The organism is Streptomyces sp. NPDC005774, assembly GCF_042871645.1.
Taxonomy (GTDB): Bacteria; Actinomycetota; Actinomycetes; order Streptomycetales; family Streptomycetaceae; genus Streptomyces; species Streptomyces pratens.
Genome location: NZ_JBIAIV010000002.1, coordinates 169,800 through 186,691 on the forward strand (window position 1 = coordinate 169,800; position 16,892 = coordinate 186,691).

A 16,892-nucleotide genomic window follows, 5' to 3' on the forward strand; every position below is an offset into this window, starting at 1 on the left:
CGGCCCTCGGCCGCCGGACCGGCCGGCCCGGTCCCCCACGCAGGGGCGGCGACAGCGTCGTCGGCTGCCCCTGTCCCGGCCGGTCCGCCCCCTGGGGGTACGGCTGGCCGTACGCCCCTTTCCCGGTCCACGGTCGTACGTCCCCTCCCCTCCCCGTCTCCCGATCCCGTCGAGGTCGCTCATGTCCGCGCAGCAGCCGAGTCCCGCCGTCGCCGACGCGCCGACCCCGGTCCGGCCCCACCTCGACGGCGACGGCACGACGGTCTCCCCCCGCGGTGACGTCCCGGCTCCGGAGGAGACCGGCGCGTCGGTCTGGCGTGTCGTCGGTGACCCGCTGGTCGCGGCGACCCGGGAAGGCGTGCTGTCCGGCTCCCGGGTCGCGGTGAAGGACGTCTTCGCCGTGGCCGGCCACGCGATCGGGATGGGGAATCCGGCCTGGCTGCGCGAAGCCCCGATCGAGCCGGCCCACTCCGCGGCCGTCCGGGCCCTGCTGCGGGCCGGGGCGGACATCACCGGTATCGCGCAGACCGATGAGCTGGCTTACGGCCTGTCCGGGCACAACTCGCATTACGGGATGCCGCCGAACCCCGCGTCGCCCGGACGGGTCCCCGGGGGCTCCTCGAGCGGCCCGGCCAGTGCCGTCGCCCTGGGCCTGGCCGACATCGGCCTGGGCACCGACACGGCGGGCTCGACGCGGGTACCGGCCTCCTACTGCGGGCTGTACGGCCTGCGGCCGACCCACGGCCTGGTCCCGGACACCGGACAGACCGGTCTCGCGCCCTCGTTCGACACCCCGAGCTGGATCACCCGGACCCCGCGGCTGCTCGACCGGGTGACCGACGTACTCCTTCCGCGGCAGCCCGCACAGCCGATCGAACGATGGATCCTGGCCACGGACCTGTTCGCCCTCGCGGACCCGGCCCTGCGCCTTCCGCTGCAGGACGCGGCACGCGCGTGGGCGGACCGGCTGGCCGTCCCGCTGCAGCCGAGGGAGAGCACCTGCGCCGCGCATCTCGAGGAATGGGCGGAGGCAGTGGGCGTCATCCAGGCCGTGGAGATGTGGCAGATGCACGGAAGATGGCTGCAGACGCATCACGAGGCCGTCTCACCCGGGGTCGCACACGCCGTCGCCGCGGGCGAGAACATGCCGGCCGAGTACCTGACATGGGCCCGGGACGCCCTGAGCCGGGCGCGGAGCACGCTCGCCGAGCTGATCCCGCCGGGGACCGCGCTCGTACAGCCGGCGGCCCCGACCGCGGCACCCCCGCCCGGCCCGGCCGGCAACGGCCTGGCACTGCGTACCGCGACGGTACGGCTGGTCTGCGCCGCGAGCGCGGCGGGCCTGCCGGTGCTGACCCTGCCCGGAGTGCGCAGCCCGGCCGGCCCCGTCGGCCTCAGCCTCCTCGCGCCCGCCGGAAGCGACCGCGCCCTCACCGCCGCGTTCGCCCCTCACACCACCATGCCGCGCCACAGTTCCACCTAGGTTCCCCCCGTCCCGCGCCTCGTAAAGCACTTCTCGACCATGTCCCGGAAGACCACCGAGACAATCTCGAGACAGTGACTGGAAGTCACTGTCTCAGCATTCCCGCAGGTCGGAGCTGGCGCCGAGACTTGCAACTCATCGATGAACGGAACTCCGGTGCATATGTTCCACCGGGCTTGAGCCCGGCACGGCAGGAGGGGCGCCGCAATCCGAAGTTGCGGCGCCCCTCCTGCGATGAACCCAGTGGTTCGTCGGGCGTTACACGGTCAGGGGGATGCGCGTCTCGTCCACCCAAAGCCTGTCCCGTAACTGCTGATCACTGACGACTTGAGACGTGAAAGGGGGCCACCACTCCAGGGGCCCCCTTTCCTCTACCTCGCACCACCGCCGCATACACACTCCCATCAGCCGGTACAGCGGTTTCGATCTTCTTCGCTCGCAGTCGTGAACATCCTCGAACCGGCTGGCATATGCGCTCCGCCCCGCTCTACGTTCCCCAGCGGAGGTGGTTCACATGAACGAACCCAGCAGACGAAAGAGCTTCACCGAGCGGCATGAGGCGATCGACGTCAGCGACTTCGTCTACGCGGCGACCGGCGCCCGGGTGCGGAGACTGACGATGCCGGACGGGACGCACTGGTTCCCGGCGGTGGACGTCTGCAAGGAACTCGGCCACACCAACTCTCGGAAAGCTCTCGCAGATCATGTTCCCGACGAGCATCGAGAGATGCTCGAGACCGTAACTGGAGGTTACGGTCTCAGCATTCCCGCAGGTAGGGGGTGGCGTCGAGACTTGCACGTCATCTCTCTCCAAGGTCTCATCCTCCTCGTCAACGCCTGCACCAAATCGGCCTGCGCCCCCTTCAAGCAGTGGGTCGCCGAAGTGATCGAGACCGTTCAGCGCGAGGGTTCCTACTCTCTCGACAAGGCCGAAGTACAGCCCGCCGAGCCAGGTGCCCCCATCGCCTACGCCATGCCGGAACAGGTCGCCGAGGCCATCGTCCGGCTGGAGGCGCACAACCTTCAGCTGGACGAGGAGCTCGCCGGCGGACAGCGTGAGTCGATCGCTTTGCAGAAGGAGATGCTGACCGCGCAACAGGACGCACTCGCCGTGCAACAGGCGACCCTCTCCGTGCAGCAGGCAACTCTCGCTGTCCAGCAGGCCATGGTGCGGGCGATGGAACGCATCGCGGACCGGTTCGACACCCTCGTCCTCGAACGTCGTCCGACCCGGGGACACCTGGCCACGCCGCCCACCACGGAGTCGGTACTGGCCGACTGGCGGGAGCGGTTGTCCGTGACCGAGGACGTGTGGACGGTGGCCGTGGTCATCGCCCCGGTTCTCGTCGAGCAGGGTGAGATGCGCGAGCCACTGGAGTCGATCGCCGCCCGTACTGGGCTTTCCGTGCACCGTGTCAACGAATGCCTCCGGCTGCTGCGCAAGCACGCCTGCATCCGCTCGCGGGGCGGGACCGAGGACCGGGGCCCCGGTGTACGTGCTCCACCGGATCTGAGAGACCGGCACGGCAGGAGGGGCGTCGCAATCCGAAGTTGCGGCGCCCCTCCTGCGATGAACCTAGCGGTTCGCCGGGTCTCACGCCCAGCCGATCAACCGTTTCGGGTTCTCCGGGATCGCGGCAGGACACTGGCGTCCGGCCGTTGTCCGGAGTTCACTCCTCGACGGCGTCCGCGAGGAACGCCGCCCAGGCGGAGGGCGCGAGCCGGAGTATCGCGCCGGCGGCATCCTTGGAGTCCCGGACGGCTACGGTGCCGGGTATGTTGCGGGCGACCTCGACGCACTCGCCGTGAGCATCGCCGCTGCTGTATGTGGACTTCTTGAAGTCGAACTCAGACACGGTGTCCTACGCCTCCTTGCGGATGCTGTCGATGAACCTGACCGAGCTGCTGTGCGCCAGCCCCAGCCGCGTGATGCGGTCGAAGACAGCGCCGTGATGCGCGGCATCAGTCTCACTCTCCAGCCAGACCTTCGTCGACAAGGTATCCACCTGCACCACGTCCAGCGCACCGGGCTCCGCAAAGGACACCGCGGTGAAGGCACAGGTCATGCCAGGGTGAGCGCCGACCATGAACGGAACAACCTGCACCCGCACGTTGGGAAGGCTCGTCACCTCCAGCAGGTGTTCCAGCTGCGCCCGCATGACATCTCGGCCACCCACAAGTTGACGCAGCACTCCTTCGTGCAGCAATGCCCAGAGCTGTAGCGGACGCTCACCAGCGAGTCTCGCCTGCCGGGCCATCCTCGCCTCGACGAAAGTCTCGATCTCGTCGAGGTCTTGCCAGGCCCCATTGCCGACTGCGAGAGCCCGCGCATAGTCGGCGGTCTGCAAGAGACCGGGTACGAAGGTCAGTTGCCAGGTGCGGATCTCCGTGGCGATGTCCTCCAGTGCGACGTATTCGATCTGAGCCGCCAGTTGCGGGTACTGGTTCCACCACCCCTTGGCCTTGCGCCGGTCCCTGTCCGCCTTCGCCAGAGCCAGCAGCTTCTCGATCACCGCCTCGTCGTTCTCGCCGTACAAGTGGCACAGTGCCCTGACATCGGGGTCTCTCATGGGCACTTGGCCACGTTCGATCTTCGCGATCTTGGTGACCGATGCCGTCAGCGCCTCAGCCGCATGCGTCTGACGCAGACCGCACACCTCCCGCATCCGCAGCAGTTCCCCGCCGAGCCGTCGTCCCAGCACGGTCGTGATCGTCTTGCCACGATTGGGGTCATTGCCCGCCATCTCGCGTTCCCTCCCGGTCAATCGCACCAGTTTGAGACTTGGAGCGATCCACTCACAAATAGGACAGCGATATTGCTGCCCCGTTCGATTGCTGCCCAACTCCAAAAAAGCTACCTTAAGTATCCAACCGCTTACTCAAAGGCATCAGTTGGCGGAAGCGCACCGTGCTGCCCTCGTCCGCACGGCAGAGCCACCGCCATCTCGCACAAGGAGGTGTGCCCCCATGACCGATTCCTGTCCGCCCCCGCTCTCCAAGGGCTACGACCGCTACGACACCGTCAGTTACACGCCCTGCCCCCAGAACATCCCCCGCGCCCGCAGGCACGTCGCACGACTCGTCGTCGGCTGGGGGCACCCCGGAGCCGCCGGGGACGCGGCGCTGGTCGCGAGCGAGTTGTGCACGAACGCGCTGCTGCACGGATGCCTGCGGGACCGGCTGTTCCGGGTGGAGACCTCCCTCACCGGCACCGCGCTGCGCATCGCCGTCACGGACCCGAGGGGCGAGCGCCTGCCGCAGGACCGGCCGGCCGACCCCGACGCCCAGTTCGGGCGCGGACTCCTCATCGTCCGCGCCCTGGTCGACAGGTGGGCCGTGGAACACCTGGCCGTGGGCAAAACGGTGTGGGCGGAAATGGCTGTGACGGGGAGGGCTGATGCGTAGCCCGATCAGCCGGTTGCTGACGCGGTGCCGCAGTACTGTGGCCACCCGGAGGAAGGAGGCTCGGATGGCAACCGAGTGGCAGGACGCGATTGCCGAGGCGCAGGAAAGCACCGGGTTCACCGGAGAAATCGTTCCTCGTACGGTGGACGCGATCGGTACGGCACTGCGCATCGACCGCCGCACCGAGTTCTACACGGAGCTGGGCTCCCTGGGCGACGCCGACCGCTTCGAGGCCTTCCTGAACCACTGGTGGGCCCAGGCCCTCGCCGACTCCACACCGGACGAGGACACACGGGAGCAGGCGATCGAATTCGCCGACACCTCTGTGTCCCTCCACTCGCGGGCCGTGGACGGCCCCACGGTCACCCAGGCCGAGATCACCACCCTCGTCATGGGGGCGGAAGCCTCGTGAGCTACACGATCATCTGGGAACGGACGGCTTCCGAAGGGCTCAAGAGACTCCGCACACGGGACGGCGACGCCGTCAAACCGCTGGTCAAGGCGATCAACGCCAGCGACTTCGTGTACGCGGCGACCGGGTGCGGAGGCTGAGCGTGCCGGACGGGACGCACTGGTTCCCGGCGGTGGACGTCTGCAAGGAACTCGGCCACACCAACTCTCGGAAAGCTCTCGCAGATCATGTTCCCGACGAGCATCGAGAGATGCTCGAGACCGTAAGTGGAGCTTACGGTCTCGGCATTTCCGCAGGTAGAGAGTGGCGTCGAGACTTGCACGTCATCTCTCTCCAGGGTCTCCCCCTCCTTGCCAACGCCTGCATTCACTCGCGGGGCAGGGCCGAGGACGGGGCTCCGGTGTACGTGCTCCACCGAGCTTGAGGCCGGCACACCCGAGACCGGCACAGCAGGAGGGGCGTCGCGGCACCGGCTTGCGACACCCCTCCTGTCAGGAACCCGGTCGGTTCATGGCCTTCACGCCCAGCTGATCAACCGTTTCGGCTGTTCCAGGATCGCCGCCACGTCGGCGAGGAACCTGGAGCCCAGTTCGCCGTCGATCAGGCGGTGGTCGAAGCTCAGCGCCAGGGTGGTGACCTGACGGGGCTTCACCTTGCCCTTGTGGACCCACGGCTGGAGCTTGATCGCGCCGACCGCGAGGATCGCGGACTCGCCGGGGTTGAGGATCGGCGTGCCCGTGTCGATGCCGAAGACGCCGACGTTGGTGATGGTGACCGTTCCGGCCTGCATCGCCGAGGGGGAGGTCTTGCCGTCCCTCGCCGTGGACACCAGTTCACCCAGGGACTGGGCCAGTTGCGGCAGCGTCTTGGCGTGGGCGTCCTTGATGTTCGGGACGATCAGGCCGCGCGGTGTGGCCGCGGCGATGCCCAGGTTGACGTAGTGCTTGACCACGATCTCCTGGGCCGCCTCGTCCCAGGACGCGTTGACGTCCGGGTTGCGCCTGATCGCGACCAGCAGGGCCTTGGCGATCAGCAGGAGCGGGTTCACGCGCAGGCCCGTGAACTCCTTGTCCTGCTTCAACTCCTCGACCAGCTTCATCGTGCGCGTCACGTCGACCGTCACGAACTCGGTGACGTGCGGCGCCGTGAACGCCGAGCCGACCATCGCCGCCGCCGTCGCCTTGCGCACCCCCTTGACCGGGATGCGGGTCTCCCGGGCGGTGTCGTACGACACCGGAGCGGGAGCGGTCACCGGCGCGGAAGCGGGCACCGGGACGGGAACGGCCGTCGGCTCCTGCGACGCCTTCGGCGCTGCCGCGACCGCCGCGACCGCCGCGTGGACGTCCTCGCGCGTGACGATGCCGTCCGGACCGGTCGGGGTGACCGTCGCCAGATCGACGCCGAGGTCCTTCGCCAGCTTGCGCACCGGCGGCTTCGCCAGCGGACGCCGCGCGCCGGCCACCGGACCGGCGGCGGGCGCCGGGTCAGCGACGGGCGCCGGGGCGGCCGGGGCGTGGCCGTTCAGTTCCGCCTGGGCCCCCGCCACCGTCTGCCGGGCGAAGCCGTCCGGGGCGGACTTGCGCGGGCGGCGGCGCGTGGCGGATGTCGACACTCCGTAGCCGACCAGCACGGGCTGGCGGCCCGAGCTCATCGCCGTCGGCTCGGCTTCCGCCGGCTGCTCGGCGGGTACGGCAGCGGCGGGTACGGCAACCGCAGGTGCGGCAGCGGCGGGTACGGCTTCGGCGGCCGGGGTTGCCGGGACGGCCGCGGGAGCCTCCGGCTCCGGGGCCGCACCGCCCGAGACGTCCACCGCGATGATGGACATGCCCACGTCCACCGTGGTGCCCTCGGGGAAGTGCAGCGCGCTGACCACCCCGTCGTAGGGGATGGGAAGCTCCACGGCCGCCTTCGCCGTCTCCACCTCGCACACCACCTGGCCGTCGGTGACCGTGTCACCGGGCTGTACGTACCACTTGAGGATCTCGGCCTCGGTCAGTCCCTCGCCCACGTCGGGCATCTTGAACTCACGGACGGGCGCTTGCGTCATCGTCGTCACGACCCTCCCTTTCCCTCAGTACGCCAGCGAGCGGTCGACGGCGTCCAGCACCCGGTCCAGGTCCGGGAGGTAGGACTCCTCCAGGCGGGCCGGCGGGTACGGGGCGTGGTAGCCGCCCACCCGCAGGACCGGGGCCTCCAGGTGGTAGAAGCAGCGCTCGGTGATCCGCGCGGCGATCTCCGCGCCCGAACCGAAGAACACCGGGGCCTCGTGGACGACGATCAGGCGGCGGGTCTTCTCCACCGACGCCTGGATCGAGTCGAAGTCGAGCGGGGAGACCGAACGCAGGTCAAGGATCTCCAGGGAGCGGTCCTCCTCGGCGGCCGCGTCCGCGACCTCCTGGCAGAGCTTCACCATCGGGCCGTACGCCACCAGCGTCAGGTCGGTGCCCTCACGGACCACGCGCGCGGTGTGCAGCGGGCCGGGGATCGCCTCGGTGTTGACCTCGGCCTTGTCCCAGTAGCGCCGCTTGGGCTCGAAGAAGATCACCGGGTCGTCGCTCTGGATGGCCTGCTGCATCATCCAGTACGCGTCCGACGCGTTCGACGGCGAGACCACCTTCAGGCCCGCCACGTGCGCGAACAGCGACTCCGGGGACTCGGAGTGGTGCTCCACCGCGCCGATGCCGCCGCCGTAGGGAATGCGCACGACGACCGGGAGCTTCACCTTGCCCAGCGACCGCGCGTGCATCTTCGCGAGCTGCGTGACGATCTGGTCGTACGCCGGGAACACGAAACCGTCGAACTGGATCTCGACCACCGGGCGGTAGCCGCGCAGGGCGAGGCCGATCGCCGTGCCGACGATGCCGGACTCGGCGAGCGGGGTGTCGATGACGCGGCTCTCGCCGAAGTCCTTCTGCAGCCCGTCCGTCACCCGGAACACGCCGCCGAGCTTGCCGACGTCCTCACCCATGACGAGGACCTTGGGGTCCGTGTCCAGAGCGCGGCGCAGCGACTCGTTGATCGCCTTGGCCAGGGCCATGTTCTTGAATGTCACGGTCTCCGCCATGTCACTTCCCCCCGTCCACGTCGGCGAACGACGCCTGGTAGGCGGCGAACTGGGCCCGCTCCTCGTCGACGAGGGCGTGCCCGTCCGCGTACGCGTTCTCGAAGATGGCGAAGTGGTCGGGGTCCTTCATGGCACGGACCGCTTCGCGCACTCGTTTGCCCAACGTCTCGCTCTCGATCTCCAGTTCCGCAAAAAATCCCTCGTCCGCGTGGTGTGCGGACTCCAGGTGGCGGCGAAGGCGCAGGATCGGGTCCTTCGCCTCCCAGGCGGCCCGCTCGTCGTCGTGGCGGTAGCGGGTGGGATCGTCGGAGGTGGTGTGGGCACCCATGCGGTAGGTGAACGCCTCGATCAGCGTCGGCCCCTCACCGTCGCGGGCCCGCTCCAGGGCCCACCGGGTCACGGCGAGGCTCGCCAGCACGTCGTTGCCGTCCACCCGCACGCCCGGGAAGCCGTAGCCCTGCGCGCGCTGGTACAGCGGGACGCGGGACTGCTTCTCGGTCGGCTCGGAGATCGCCCACTGGTTGTTCTGGCAGAAGAACACCACCGGGGCGTTGTAGACCGCGGAGAAGGTGAAGGCCTCGGCCACGTCGCCCTGGCTGGAGGCGCCGTCGCCGAAGTAGGCGATCACCGCGCTGTCCGCGCCGTCCTTGGCGACACCCATCGCGTAGCCCGTGGCGTGCAGCGCCTGGGAGCCGATGACGATCGTGTACAGGTGGAAGTTGTTGCTGTTCGGGTCCCAGCCGCCGTTGTTGACCCCGCGGAACATGCCGAGCAGGTTGGTCGGGTCCACCCCGCGGCACCAGGCGACGCCGTGCTCGCGGTAGGTGGGGAAGACGTAGTCGTCGTCGCGCAGCGCGCGACCTGAGCCGATCTGCGCCGCCTCCTGGCCCAGCAGCGAGGCCCACAGGCCCAGCTCGCCCTGGCGCTGCAGCGAGGTCGCCTCGGCGTCGAAGCGGCGGGTGAGCACCATGTCGCGGTACAGGCCGCGGAACTCCTCGGGAGTGATGCCGGAGACGTACTGGTCGAACTCGGCGTTCTCCACCCGCTCGCCCTCGGGCGTCAGGAGTTGTACGAGGTGGGGTTCGGCGCTCCGCGGCTTCGTGCCGCCGGGCTTCCCTGCCGCGGATGCCTTCTTCACGACGGGCCCCTTCTTCGCGACGGGCGCCTTCTTGGCCGAGGTCGCCTTCTTGGCCGCAGGCGCCTTCTTGGCCGCAGGCGCCTTCTTGGCCGCAGGCGCCTTCTTGGCCGGGACCGCCTTCTCGGCGGTGGTGCTGGTGGTGCGCTGGGCGCCGGTGGCGCCGGCATCACTTCCGGCGCTGCGTCGCGGTGTGCGCGCGGCAGTGCTCTCCACGGTCACGTGTGCTCCTCCGTCGGTCCGACCCCCGGGATTGCCGGTAGGTCTGGGGTCCCCCTCCAGCTCGTCGAAGCCTGGGGGAGGCTCACCTCTTCTCGACCACGGGCACGGGGTGGGTGCCGCTCGGCCGGGAACAGGTGTGACAGGTGCCCCGGCGAGCGACCTGCAAATAGCACGTTACCCAGTACGCCACATTTCTGGGAAACCATTCCTGACCTGGGATTTTGCTTGGATTTCCAAGTAAATCGGAAAGGCTGGAAAGGCGCACTGGTCACAGCCTTGCAGGAGGCCGGAGCAACGGCACGTTATCCCGCCGACCCCGGACTCGGGAAGGGTCGTGTCCCGCGCGCGCCCGACGCACCGCCCGGCGACAGGCCGACGGCAGGCCGGGGACAGGCCGGGGACAGGCCGACGCACCGCCCCGGCGGCAGGCCGGGGACAAGCCGGGCCCCTCTCGCACTTCCATCGGGCGCCCGCCCGGCACTCCCTCCGGCACTCCGCCCGCTCCTGTCCGAGACGGGTCGAGCACATAGTGCGACCGGAAATGACTGGCTGTGACAACTCGCAGTTCACGGGCCCGCGCTGTGCCCTAACATCTGGCGCGTGTCGCCCTTACGTGTACTACCCCCTGTTCCTTGCGCGCCCCCCTTGGGCGCCCTGCTGCGCCGGTACGCCGCCGGTTCCGCGGTGACCTGCGAGCCCGTGGACGAGGGCCTGCTCAACCGCGGCTACCGTCTGCGCACGACCCACGGCCGCTACTTCCTCAAGCACCACTTCGACCCCGAGACCGCAGATCCGGCCGCGATCGTCCGCCAGCACCGGGCCACCCGGCGCCTGGCCGACCTGGGCGTGCCGGTGGCCCCGCCGCTGCCCGCCCGGGACGGGCGCACGGTCGCCGTGGTCGACGGCCACGCGTACGCCCTGCATCCCTGGATCGACGGCAGGCACCGGCACGGCGGGCAGCTCACGCCGGGACAGTGCGCACGGCTCGGGGCACTGCTCGGCGCGGTGCACGCCGGTCTGGAACGCGTGATGCCGGCCCCCGAGCGGACCCACGGCGCTCCGGCGGAGAGCGCCGACCCGGCCGACACCCTCACCCTCATCGACGAGTTGCTCGGCCGCGTCCGCCGGCACCGCCCCGCCGACTCCTTCGACACCCTTGCCCGCCGCCGGCTCCTGGAACGGCGGACCCTGCTGGAGCGGCACGCCGGCCGACGGCCACCGCGCGGGGACTCGGTGGGGTGGGTGCACGGTGACTTCCACCCGTTCAACGTGCTGTACCGAGGGGGCACGCCCGCGGCGATCGTCGACTGGGACCGGCTCGGCGTACAGCCCCGCGCGGAGGAGGCCGTACGCGCCGCGGCGATCTTCTTCGTCCGGCCCTCGGGCACCCTCGACCTGCCGCGCGTACGGTCCTACGCGCGCGTACCGGCGCGGCGCGGGGGCCACGCCCGCCCAGCTCGCCGCGGCGGTGCACCGGGTGTGGTGGGAACGCCTCAACGACTTCTGGATGCTCCGCTGGCACTACGAGCGCGACGACACCCGCGCGGACTGCCAGTTCCCGGCCACGGCCGCGCTGGTGGTGTGGTGGAGCCGGGAGTACGACGCGGTGCGCGCGGCGTTCACGGGGTGAGGCGGATGCCTGGCGGGGCATTCACGAAGACACCCCGCGCGGATGTGCTCCGCGCGGGGTGAGGCCGCGGGTGCGAGGCCCGCCCGTGATCCGTGACCCGTGGTCAGCCGCCGGTCACCGCGGCGGTGTCCCCGCCCACTGCTCCGCCGTTCTCCGTGCCGCCCTCGTCGCCGCCCTCACCCGGGTCAGGCACCGACGGCGACTCCGGCGGGTTCTCCGGCTCGGTATCCACCGGCGTCGTCGGGGTGTCCGTCGGCTCGCCCGTCGGCTCATCGGTCTGCGGCTGACTCTGCGTCGCCGTCGGGTACGGGGTGTACGGCGGGACGTAGCCACCGCCTCCGGAGCCGTTGCCGGTTCCGGTGTCCGTGTTCGGCGCCTCCGGCTCCTCGGTGGTGTCGTCCTCGTCCGGTGACGCGCTGGGCTTCTCCTTCTCGCTGCTCTGCGAGGAGGACGGCGACTTGGAGGGTGGTTCCTTGTCGTCCTTGCTGTCGTCGCCGCCGTTCAGCGCCAGCGCGACACCCGCGACGACGGCGATCACCGCGAGCACCGCGAGGATCCACAGCTTGCCGCGGCCGTTGCCATGGTGGTCGCCGCCCTCGAAACCGCCGTCGTCCCTGCCGCCGTACAGGTTGGGGAGAATCGGCTGCGGGATGGCCGCGGTGCCGGAGGCGTCCGGGTGCGGCATCGCCGTCGTGCCCGCGAAACCCCCCGCCGGGGTGTGCCGGCCGTCGTGCATGTCGACCACGCCGGTGTTCCAGGTGCCGGTGTGGCCGCCCTGGTCGTAGAGCATCTGCAGCCCGTACTGGATCAGCCCGCGCATCTCCTCCGCCGTCTGGAACCGGTCGTCCGGCTCCTTGGCGAGCGAGCGCATGACAAGCCCGTCCAGCTCCGGCGGGCTGGCGTCCGAGACCTCCGACGGAGGCGTGGGGATGTCCTGCACGTGCTGGTAGACCACGGACAGCGGCGTCTCACCGGTGAACGGGGGCCGCAGTGCCAGCAGTTCGTACAGCATGCAGCCGGTCGCGTACAGGTCGGACCGGTGGTCGACGGCCTTGCCGAGCGCCTGCTCGGGCGAGAGGTACTGGGGGGTGCCCATGACCATGCCGGTCTGCGTCATCGTCGTGGACGCGCCGTGCAGCGCGCGGGCGATGCCGAAGTCCATCACCTTCACGGCACCGTTGTGCGTGATGATGACGTTGGCGGGCTTGATGTCGCGGTGCACGATGCCGTGCTGGTGCGAGTAGGCCAGCGCCTCCAGGACGCCGGAGACGATGATCAACGCCTGTTCGGGGCCGGGCGCCTCGGCGTTGACCAGGAGATCGCGGATCGTACGGCCCTCGACGATCTCCATGATGATGTACGGCACGGCCTGGCCGCCCACGATGTCCTCACCGGAGTCGTACACGGCGACGATCGCGTGGTGGTTGAGACCGGCCACCGACTGCGCCTCGCGCGTGAAACGCGCTTTGGCGATCGGGTCCTCGGCGAGATCGGTATGCATCAGTTTGACGGCGACCGCCCGCCCGAGCCGCACGTCCTCCGCGGCGAACACCTCGGCCATGCCGCCCCGGCCGAGCCTGTGCGTCAGCCGGTACCGACCGTCGCCGACAAGTCCGCCGTTGCCCCAGTTGTCCGGCGCGTCCGACATGCCGCCGCCAGTCGCCTCGGGGTCGGACGGGCCCTGAGCGCGCTGCTGCTGTGCCATCAGTCCTCGCCGTCGTTTCTGCCCGCGGTGCGCGCGGTGTTGTCACGGTCTCCGTCGGCCACGCTACAGCCTTCACGCCGACCTCCCGTCCGGGACGGGTTGCCAGGAACGGGCGTGAGAACGGGCATGAGACGGACCGGCCATGAAACCCGCAATCCATATCGTCGTGCAAATTCCGTGCACCCGCCTCACGTCCCCTGTAACACTTCCGCGACGCTTCTGTCCCGTACGGTCACGGAACGGGCCCCACGCTTGACGCGTCAGGGGCCTGGGGCAGACTTGGCCGGGTATAGCGCATTGGATCTACGAGGAATCGGTCGCCGACGGCAGTAGCGCCGGAGAGGCTACGGGGGACGCGGAACATGAGCCAGGACGGCGCACAGGGCCACAACGCGGGGCGGGCGCTCGCCGGCGGCCGCTACCAACTGCGGGACCTGCTCGGCCAGGGCGGCATGGCCTCCGTCCACCTCGCGTACGACAGCGTGCTCGACCGTCAGGTCGCGATCAAGACCCTGCACACGGAACTCGGCAGGGAACAGGCCTTCCGCGAACGCTTCCGCCGCGAGGCCCAGTCCGTGGCGAAGCTCACGCACACCAACATCGTCTCGGTCTTCGACACCGGCGAGGACGATGTGGACGGCATGACGATGCCGTACATCGTCATGGAGTACGTCGAGGGCCGTCCGCTGGGCTCCGTGCTCGACGAGGACATACGGCAGCAGGGCGCGATGCCCGCCGACAAGGCACTGAAGATCACCGCGGACGTGCTGGCCGCCCTGGAGATCAGCCACGAGATGGGCCTGGTCCACCGGGACATCAAGCCGGGCAACGTGATGATGACCAAGCGCGGCGTGGTCAAGGTGATGGACTTCGGCATCGCCCGCGCCATGCAGTCCGGTGTGACCTCGATGACGCAGACCGGCATGGTCGTCGGCACCCCGCAGTACCTCTCGCCCGAGCAGGCGCTCGGGCGGGGCGTCGACGCCCGCTCCGACCTGTACTCGGTCGGCATCATGCTCTTCCAACTGGTCACCGGGCGGATCCCGTTCGACGCCGACTCGCCGCTGGCCATCGCCTACGCGCACGTGCAGGAGGAGCCACCGCTCGCCTCCTCGGTCAACCGCTCGCTGCCCCCGGCCGTGGACGCGCTGATCACCCGCGCGCTGAAGAAGAACCCGAACGAGCGTTTCCCCAGCGCCGAAGCCATGCGCGACGAGTGCCTGCGCGTGAGCCAGTCCTTCCAGGCGGCCCCGCCGAGCATCGTCCCCGGCGCGCACGGGCAGAGCGGCTCGGGCGTCGGCTCCGCGGTGTTCCCGCCCGTCGACCAGTCGGCTCCGGCGGCCCCGGGCAGCGTCCAGACGCCGTACACGCCGGGCCCGCCCCAGCACCACACCCCGAACCCGTACGGCACCCCGGCCGCGCCGGGCCCGGCCCCGGCGTACGGCTATCCCCAGCAGGGCGCCCCGCAGGGCGGCTACGCGACACCCCACCCCCCGTACGGCGCGCAGCAGGGCGGCCCGTCGACGCCGCCGTACAACCTGTCGCCCCAGGGCCCGGGCTCGGGCGGACCGGGTGACGGCAGTAACAACAAGCCGGTGATCATCGGTTCGGTCGCCGTGTCCGTCCTCGCCGTCAGCGGCCTGATCGCGGCGCTGCTGGCCAACGGCGGCGGCGGCGGCGAGAACGACAAGAGCGGCGACCCGGGCGTCAGCGCGTCGGTGTCGGCGGAGGTCTCCCGGGCGGCCGGGTACCGCGGGCCCGACCCGTCCAGGACGATCGACCCGGAGGAGTGCACGGAGCCGAAGGAGTCCTACAACGACGAGGACGAGATCGAGCTCCCGAATCTGAAGTTCAAGTACATCAAGTCGGTCAAGGAATGCTTCCAGGCCGCCGGCTGGGAGCTGGACGTGCGGAACGTCGACGAGAACACGTACGGCGAAGGCGCGGTCATGAAGCAGTTCCCCGCCGCCGGTACGGCCGTCGACCCCGAGGAGATGCCCAAGGTCCAGCTCGACGTCTCCACGGGCAAACCGCCGAACGGCTGATCTCCTGGGCTCCTGGGCTCCTGGGCTCCTGGGCTCCTGGGCTCCTGATCTCCTGATCTCCTGATCTCCTGATCTCCTGGGCTCCTGGGCTCCTGGGCTCCTGGGCTCCTGGGCTCCTGGGGAAACCTGAGCCCACCAGGTACGGGGCAAGGACCAAAGGACGTACGAAAGGGGCCCAGCTACGACGCCGGGCCCCTTTCGTACGTCCTGCCGAAGCGGGGCAGGGACGACTACAGGTAGGGGCCGCCCGAGCGGCCGCCCATCGGGGGTTCCTCATGACCGCCGTCACCCATGCCCGGCGGGAGGGCGCGGCGCATCTGCTCCAGCTGGGCGCGCGCGGCCATCTGCTGGGCGAAGAGCGTGGTCTGGATGCCGTGGAAGAGGCCCTCCAGCCAGCCCACCAGCTGGGCCTGCGCGATCCGCAGTTCGGCGTCGCTCGGGGTCGCCTCGTCCGTGAAGGGCAGCGAGAGCCGCTCCAGCTCCTCGACCAGCTGGGGCGCGAGTCCGTCCTCCAGCTCCTTCACCGAGCTGGCGTGGATCTCCTTGAGCCGGACCCTGCTGGCCTCGTCCAGAGGGGCCGCGCGCACCTCCTCCAGCAGCTGCTTGATCATGCTGCCGATCCGCATGACCTTCGCGGGCTGTTCCACCTGCTCCGTCACCGGGACCTCGCGGGAGTCCTCGCCCCCCGTGCCCCCGCCGAGCGCCATCCCGTCCTGGCCGACGACCAGAACCTGCGGATTGTCCGGTGACCGTTCGTTCCTCGGCATCTCCATACGGCCATTCTCTCGCACGCCCGCCGCACACCGCCGGGGCCCCCCGGCCGCCCCTGACTGGGGGAATCCGGAATGCCGGGGGTGCGCGGGAATGCGAGCCTGTGGGAGTCCATCCGGCCCATCTTGCCGACGGTGCGAACGGGCACCGGCCGGTGCGGGAGGTCACCGTCGTGACTCCATGGCTGTGTGCGGTGAGGGCGATGCGAGCGGGGCTCGCCCTGCGAACGTGCGTCGCGCTCGGGGTGGTGACGGGCGCGGTGACCGCGGCCGGGGCGGGAACGGCGGGGGGAGCGGTGATGAAGCTGCCGTACAGCGCTGCCGTGGCGCCCGTCGGTACGGCGATGGCTTACAACGCCGAAGGACCGGTGGGCGGGCTTCAGGAGGCGGTGGCCGGACAGCTCGACGTGCCCGCCCGCGCGACCGCCCACTCGTCCTCTCCGTCTCCTGTTCCCCCTTCGGCTCCCTCACTCTTCCGCTCGGCTGCGGCTGCGCCGCCGTCGCTCTCACTCTCGGCCGAACCTCCCCGGGCCGGCAGCCGGCCCGGGGAAGGACGGAAGCGGCCGGGGCGGGAGGTTCCCGGACCGGAGGGGAGGAGCGAGAGGCCCGAGGGGGCCGAGGAGACCAGGGAGGCGGCGGACCCGCGGGGTGGGCGGGACGGCGGACCGAGCGACGGCGGGCGCGCCACCGGCGACGGCGTGAGTGGCGTTCCCGAGAAGCCGGGCGAGCCCCAGGTCGGTGCGGAGGACACCGGGCCCGCCCCGGACTCCGGAGACGGTACGGACGGATCCCAGGAACCCGGGGCCGGCGCCACCCCTCGGGCGCCCCAGTCGCAGGAGGTGGCCGCCACGGTGTCCTCCGAGGTGTCGCGACAGCCCACGGCGAACACCGCCACCGGCACCGACCGCTCCGCCGGGCCCATGCTGCGCATCCTGCCGCTGGGCAGCGGACTGGTCCTGGTGGGGCTCGGGCTGGGACTGGCGTTCGTGGGCCTCAGGCTGCGGCGGAGCTGAAGCGCGAA

Annotated in this window: 12 protein-coding genes and 4 pseudogenes; 9 read left to right on the forward strand and 7 right to left on the reverse strand. The window is 70.3% G+C overall.

Annotated elements, in window-relative coordinates; all coding sequences use genetic code 11:
- Window positions 1–181: 181 nt before the first annotated feature.
- The 3 genes and pseudogenes from ACFYQA_RS02980 to ACFYQA_RS02990 all read left to right on the forward strand — a co-directional run bounded on the left by ACFYQA_RS02980 (window position 182) and on the right by ACFYQA_RS02990 (window position 2,997).
- Complete coding sequence (locus tag ACFYQA_RS02980; protein WP_388910703.1) at window positions 182–1,483, forward strand: amidase family protein; 1,302 nt, start codon at window positions 182–184, stop codon at window positions 1,481–1,483.
- Between the two features lie 20 nt (window positions 1,484–1,503).
- Window positions 1,504–1,626, forward strand: a pseudogene (locus ACFYQA_RS02985) (DNA-binding protein); the annotation flags it as partial.
- 371 nt (window positions 1,627–1,997) lie between these two features.
- A pseudogene (locus tag ACFYQA_RS02990) lies at window positions 1,998–2,997 on the forward strand (Bro-N domain-containing protein).
- A gap of 156 nt (window positions 2,998–3,153) precedes the next feature.
- Here ACFYQA_RS02990 and ACFYQA_RS02995 read toward each other — a convergent pair.
- Window positions 3,154–3,339, reverse strand: coding sequence for a DUF397 domain-containing protein (locus ACFYQA_RS02995; protein WP_388910706.1), 186 nt, complete (start codon window positions 3,337–3,339; stop codon window positions 3,154–3,156).
- A 6-nt stretch (window positions 3,340–3,345) separates the two neighbouring features.
- The gene (locus tag ACFYQA_RS03000; RefSeq protein WP_388910709.1) at window positions 3,346–4,227 is read right to left on the reverse strand and encodes a helix-turn-helix domain-containing protein; all 882 of its coding nucleotides are present in this window, start codon (window positions 4,225–4,227) and stop codon (window positions 3,346–3,348) included.
- 223 nt (window positions 4,228–4,450) lie between these two features.
- Here ACFYQA_RS03000 and ACFYQA_RS03005 point away from each other — a divergent pair, with 223 nt between their 5' ends.
- The 3 genes and pseudogenes from ACFYQA_RS03005 to ACFYQA_RS03015 all read left to right on the forward strand — a co-directional run.
- Window positions 4,451–4,888 carry an ATP-binding protein gene (locus ACFYQA_RS03005; RefSeq protein WP_388910712.1) on the forward strand — a complete coding sequence of 146 codons (438 nt, stop codon included), beginning with the start codon at window positions 4,451–4,453 and terminating at the stop codon, window positions 4,886–4,888.
- Between the two features lie 64 nt (window positions 4,889–4,952).
- Window positions 4,953–5,300 carry a hypothetical protein gene (locus ACFYQA_RS03010; RefSeq protein WP_388910715.1) on the forward strand — a complete coding sequence of 116 codons (348 nt, stop codon included), beginning with the start codon at window positions 4,953–4,955 and terminating at the stop codon, window positions 5,298–5,300.
- Between the two features lie 80 nt (window positions 5,301–5,380).
- A pseudogene (locus tag ACFYQA_RS03015) lies at window positions 5,381–5,664 on the forward strand (BRO family protein); the annotation flags it as partial.
- Window positions 5,665–5,817: 153 nt separating this feature from the next.
- Here ACFYQA_RS03015 and ACFYQA_RS03020 read toward each other — a convergent pair.
- From ACFYQA_RS03020 to pdhA, 3 genes are read right to left on the reverse strand one after another with little or no spacing between them, the layout of a single operon-like run.
- Window positions 5,818–7,347, reverse strand: coding sequence for a dihydrolipoamide acetyltransferase family protein (locus ACFYQA_RS03020; protein WP_388910718.1), 1,530 nt, complete (start codon window positions 7,345–7,347; stop codon window positions 5,818–5,820).
- 24 nt (window positions 7,348–7,371) lie between these two features.
- Complete coding sequence (locus tag ACFYQA_RS03025; protein WP_388910721.1) at window positions 7,372–8,364, reverse strand: alpha-ketoacid dehydrogenase subunit beta; 993 nt, start codon at window positions 8,362–8,364, stop codon at window positions 7,372–7,374.
- A gap of 1 nt (window position 8,365) precedes the next feature.
- Complete coding sequence (gene pdhA / locus ACFYQA_RS03030; protein WP_388911093.1) at window positions 8,366–9,502, reverse strand: pyruvate dehydrogenase (acetyl-transferring) E1 component subunit alpha; 1,137 nt, start codon at window positions 9,500–9,502, stop codon at window positions 8,366–8,368.
- Window positions 9,503–10,321: 819 nt separating this feature from the next.
- On the opposite strand from pdhA, the pseudogene ACFYQA_RS03035 reads away from it, so the two are divergent.
- Window positions 10,322–11,351, forward strand: a pseudogene (locus tag ACFYQA_RS03035) (phosphotransferase).
- A gap of 103 nt (window positions 11,352–11,454) precedes the next feature.
- Here ACFYQA_RS03035 and ACFYQA_RS03040 read toward each other — a convergent pair.
- Window positions 11,455–13,056, reverse strand: coding sequence for a protein kinase (locus ACFYQA_RS03040; RefSeq protein WP_388910724.1), 1,602 nt, complete (start codon window positions 13,054–13,056; stop codon window positions 11,455–11,457).
- A gap of 362 nt (window positions 13,057–13,418) precedes the next feature.
- Between ACFYQA_RS03040 and ACFYQA_RS03045 the strand changes: the two genes are divergently transcribed.
- Window positions 13,419–15,101, forward strand: a complete 1,683-nt coding sequence (locus ACFYQA_RS03045) for a protein kinase (protein ID WP_388910727.1) — start codon at window positions 13,419–13,421, stop codon at window positions 15,099–15,101.
- 230 nt (window positions 15,102–15,331) lie between these two features.
- Here ACFYQA_RS03045 and ACFYQA_RS03050 read toward each other — a convergent pair whose 3' ends face one another.
- Window positions 15,332–15,874, reverse strand: a complete 543-nt coding sequence (locus ACFYQA_RS03050; protein WP_388910730.1) for a bacterial proteasome activator family protein — start codon at window positions 15,872–15,874, stop codon at window positions 15,332–15,334.
- 695 nt (window positions 15,875–16,569) lie between these two features.
- On the opposite strand from ACFYQA_RS03050, the gene ACFYQA_RS03055 reads away from it, so the two are divergent.
- Complete coding sequence (locus tag ACFYQA_RS03055; protein ID WP_388910733.1) at window positions 16,570–16,884, forward strand: hypothetical protein; 315 nt, start codon at window positions 16,570–16,572, stop codon at window positions 16,882–16,884.
- Window positions 16,885–16,892 lie beyond the last annotated feature (8 nt).

Coding starts and splice junctions, on each gene's coding strand:
- ACFYQA_RS02980 (WP_388910703.1), top strand. CDS start 182: ATGTCCGCGCAGCAGCCGAGTCCCGCCGTCGCCGACGCGCCGACCCCG.
- ACFYQA_RS03000 (WP_388910709.1), bottom strand. CDS start 4,227: ATGGCGGGCAATGACCCCAATCGTGGCAAGACGATCACGACCGTGCTG.
- ACFYQA_RS03005 (WP_388910712.1), top strand. CDS start 4,451: ATGACCGATTCCTGTCCGCCCCCGCTCTCCAAGGGCTACGACCGCTAC.
- ACFYQA_RS03010 (WP_388910715.1), top strand. CDS start 4,953: ATGGCAACCGAGTGGCAGGACGCGATTGCCGAGGCGCAGGAAAGCACC.
- ACFYQA_RS03020 (WP_388910718.1), bottom strand. CDS start 7,347: ATGACGCAAGCGCCCGTCCGTGAGTTCAAGATGCCCGACGTGGGCGAG.
- ACFYQA_RS03025 (WP_388910721.1), bottom strand. CDS start 8,364: ATGGCGGAGACCGTGACATTCAAGAACATGGCCCTGGCCAAGGCGATC.
- ACFYQA_RS03040 (WP_388910724.1), bottom strand. CDS start 13,056: ATGGCACAGCAGCAGCGCGCTCAGGGCCCGTCCGACCCCGAGGCGACT.
- ACFYQA_RS03045 (WP_388910727.1), top strand. CDS start 13,419: ATGAGCCAGGACGGCGCACAGGGCCACAACGCGGGGCGGGCGCTCGCC.
- ACFYQA_RS03050 (WP_388910730.1), bottom strand. CDS start 15,874: ATGGAGATGCCGAGGAACGAACGGTCACCGGACAATCCGCAGGTTCTG.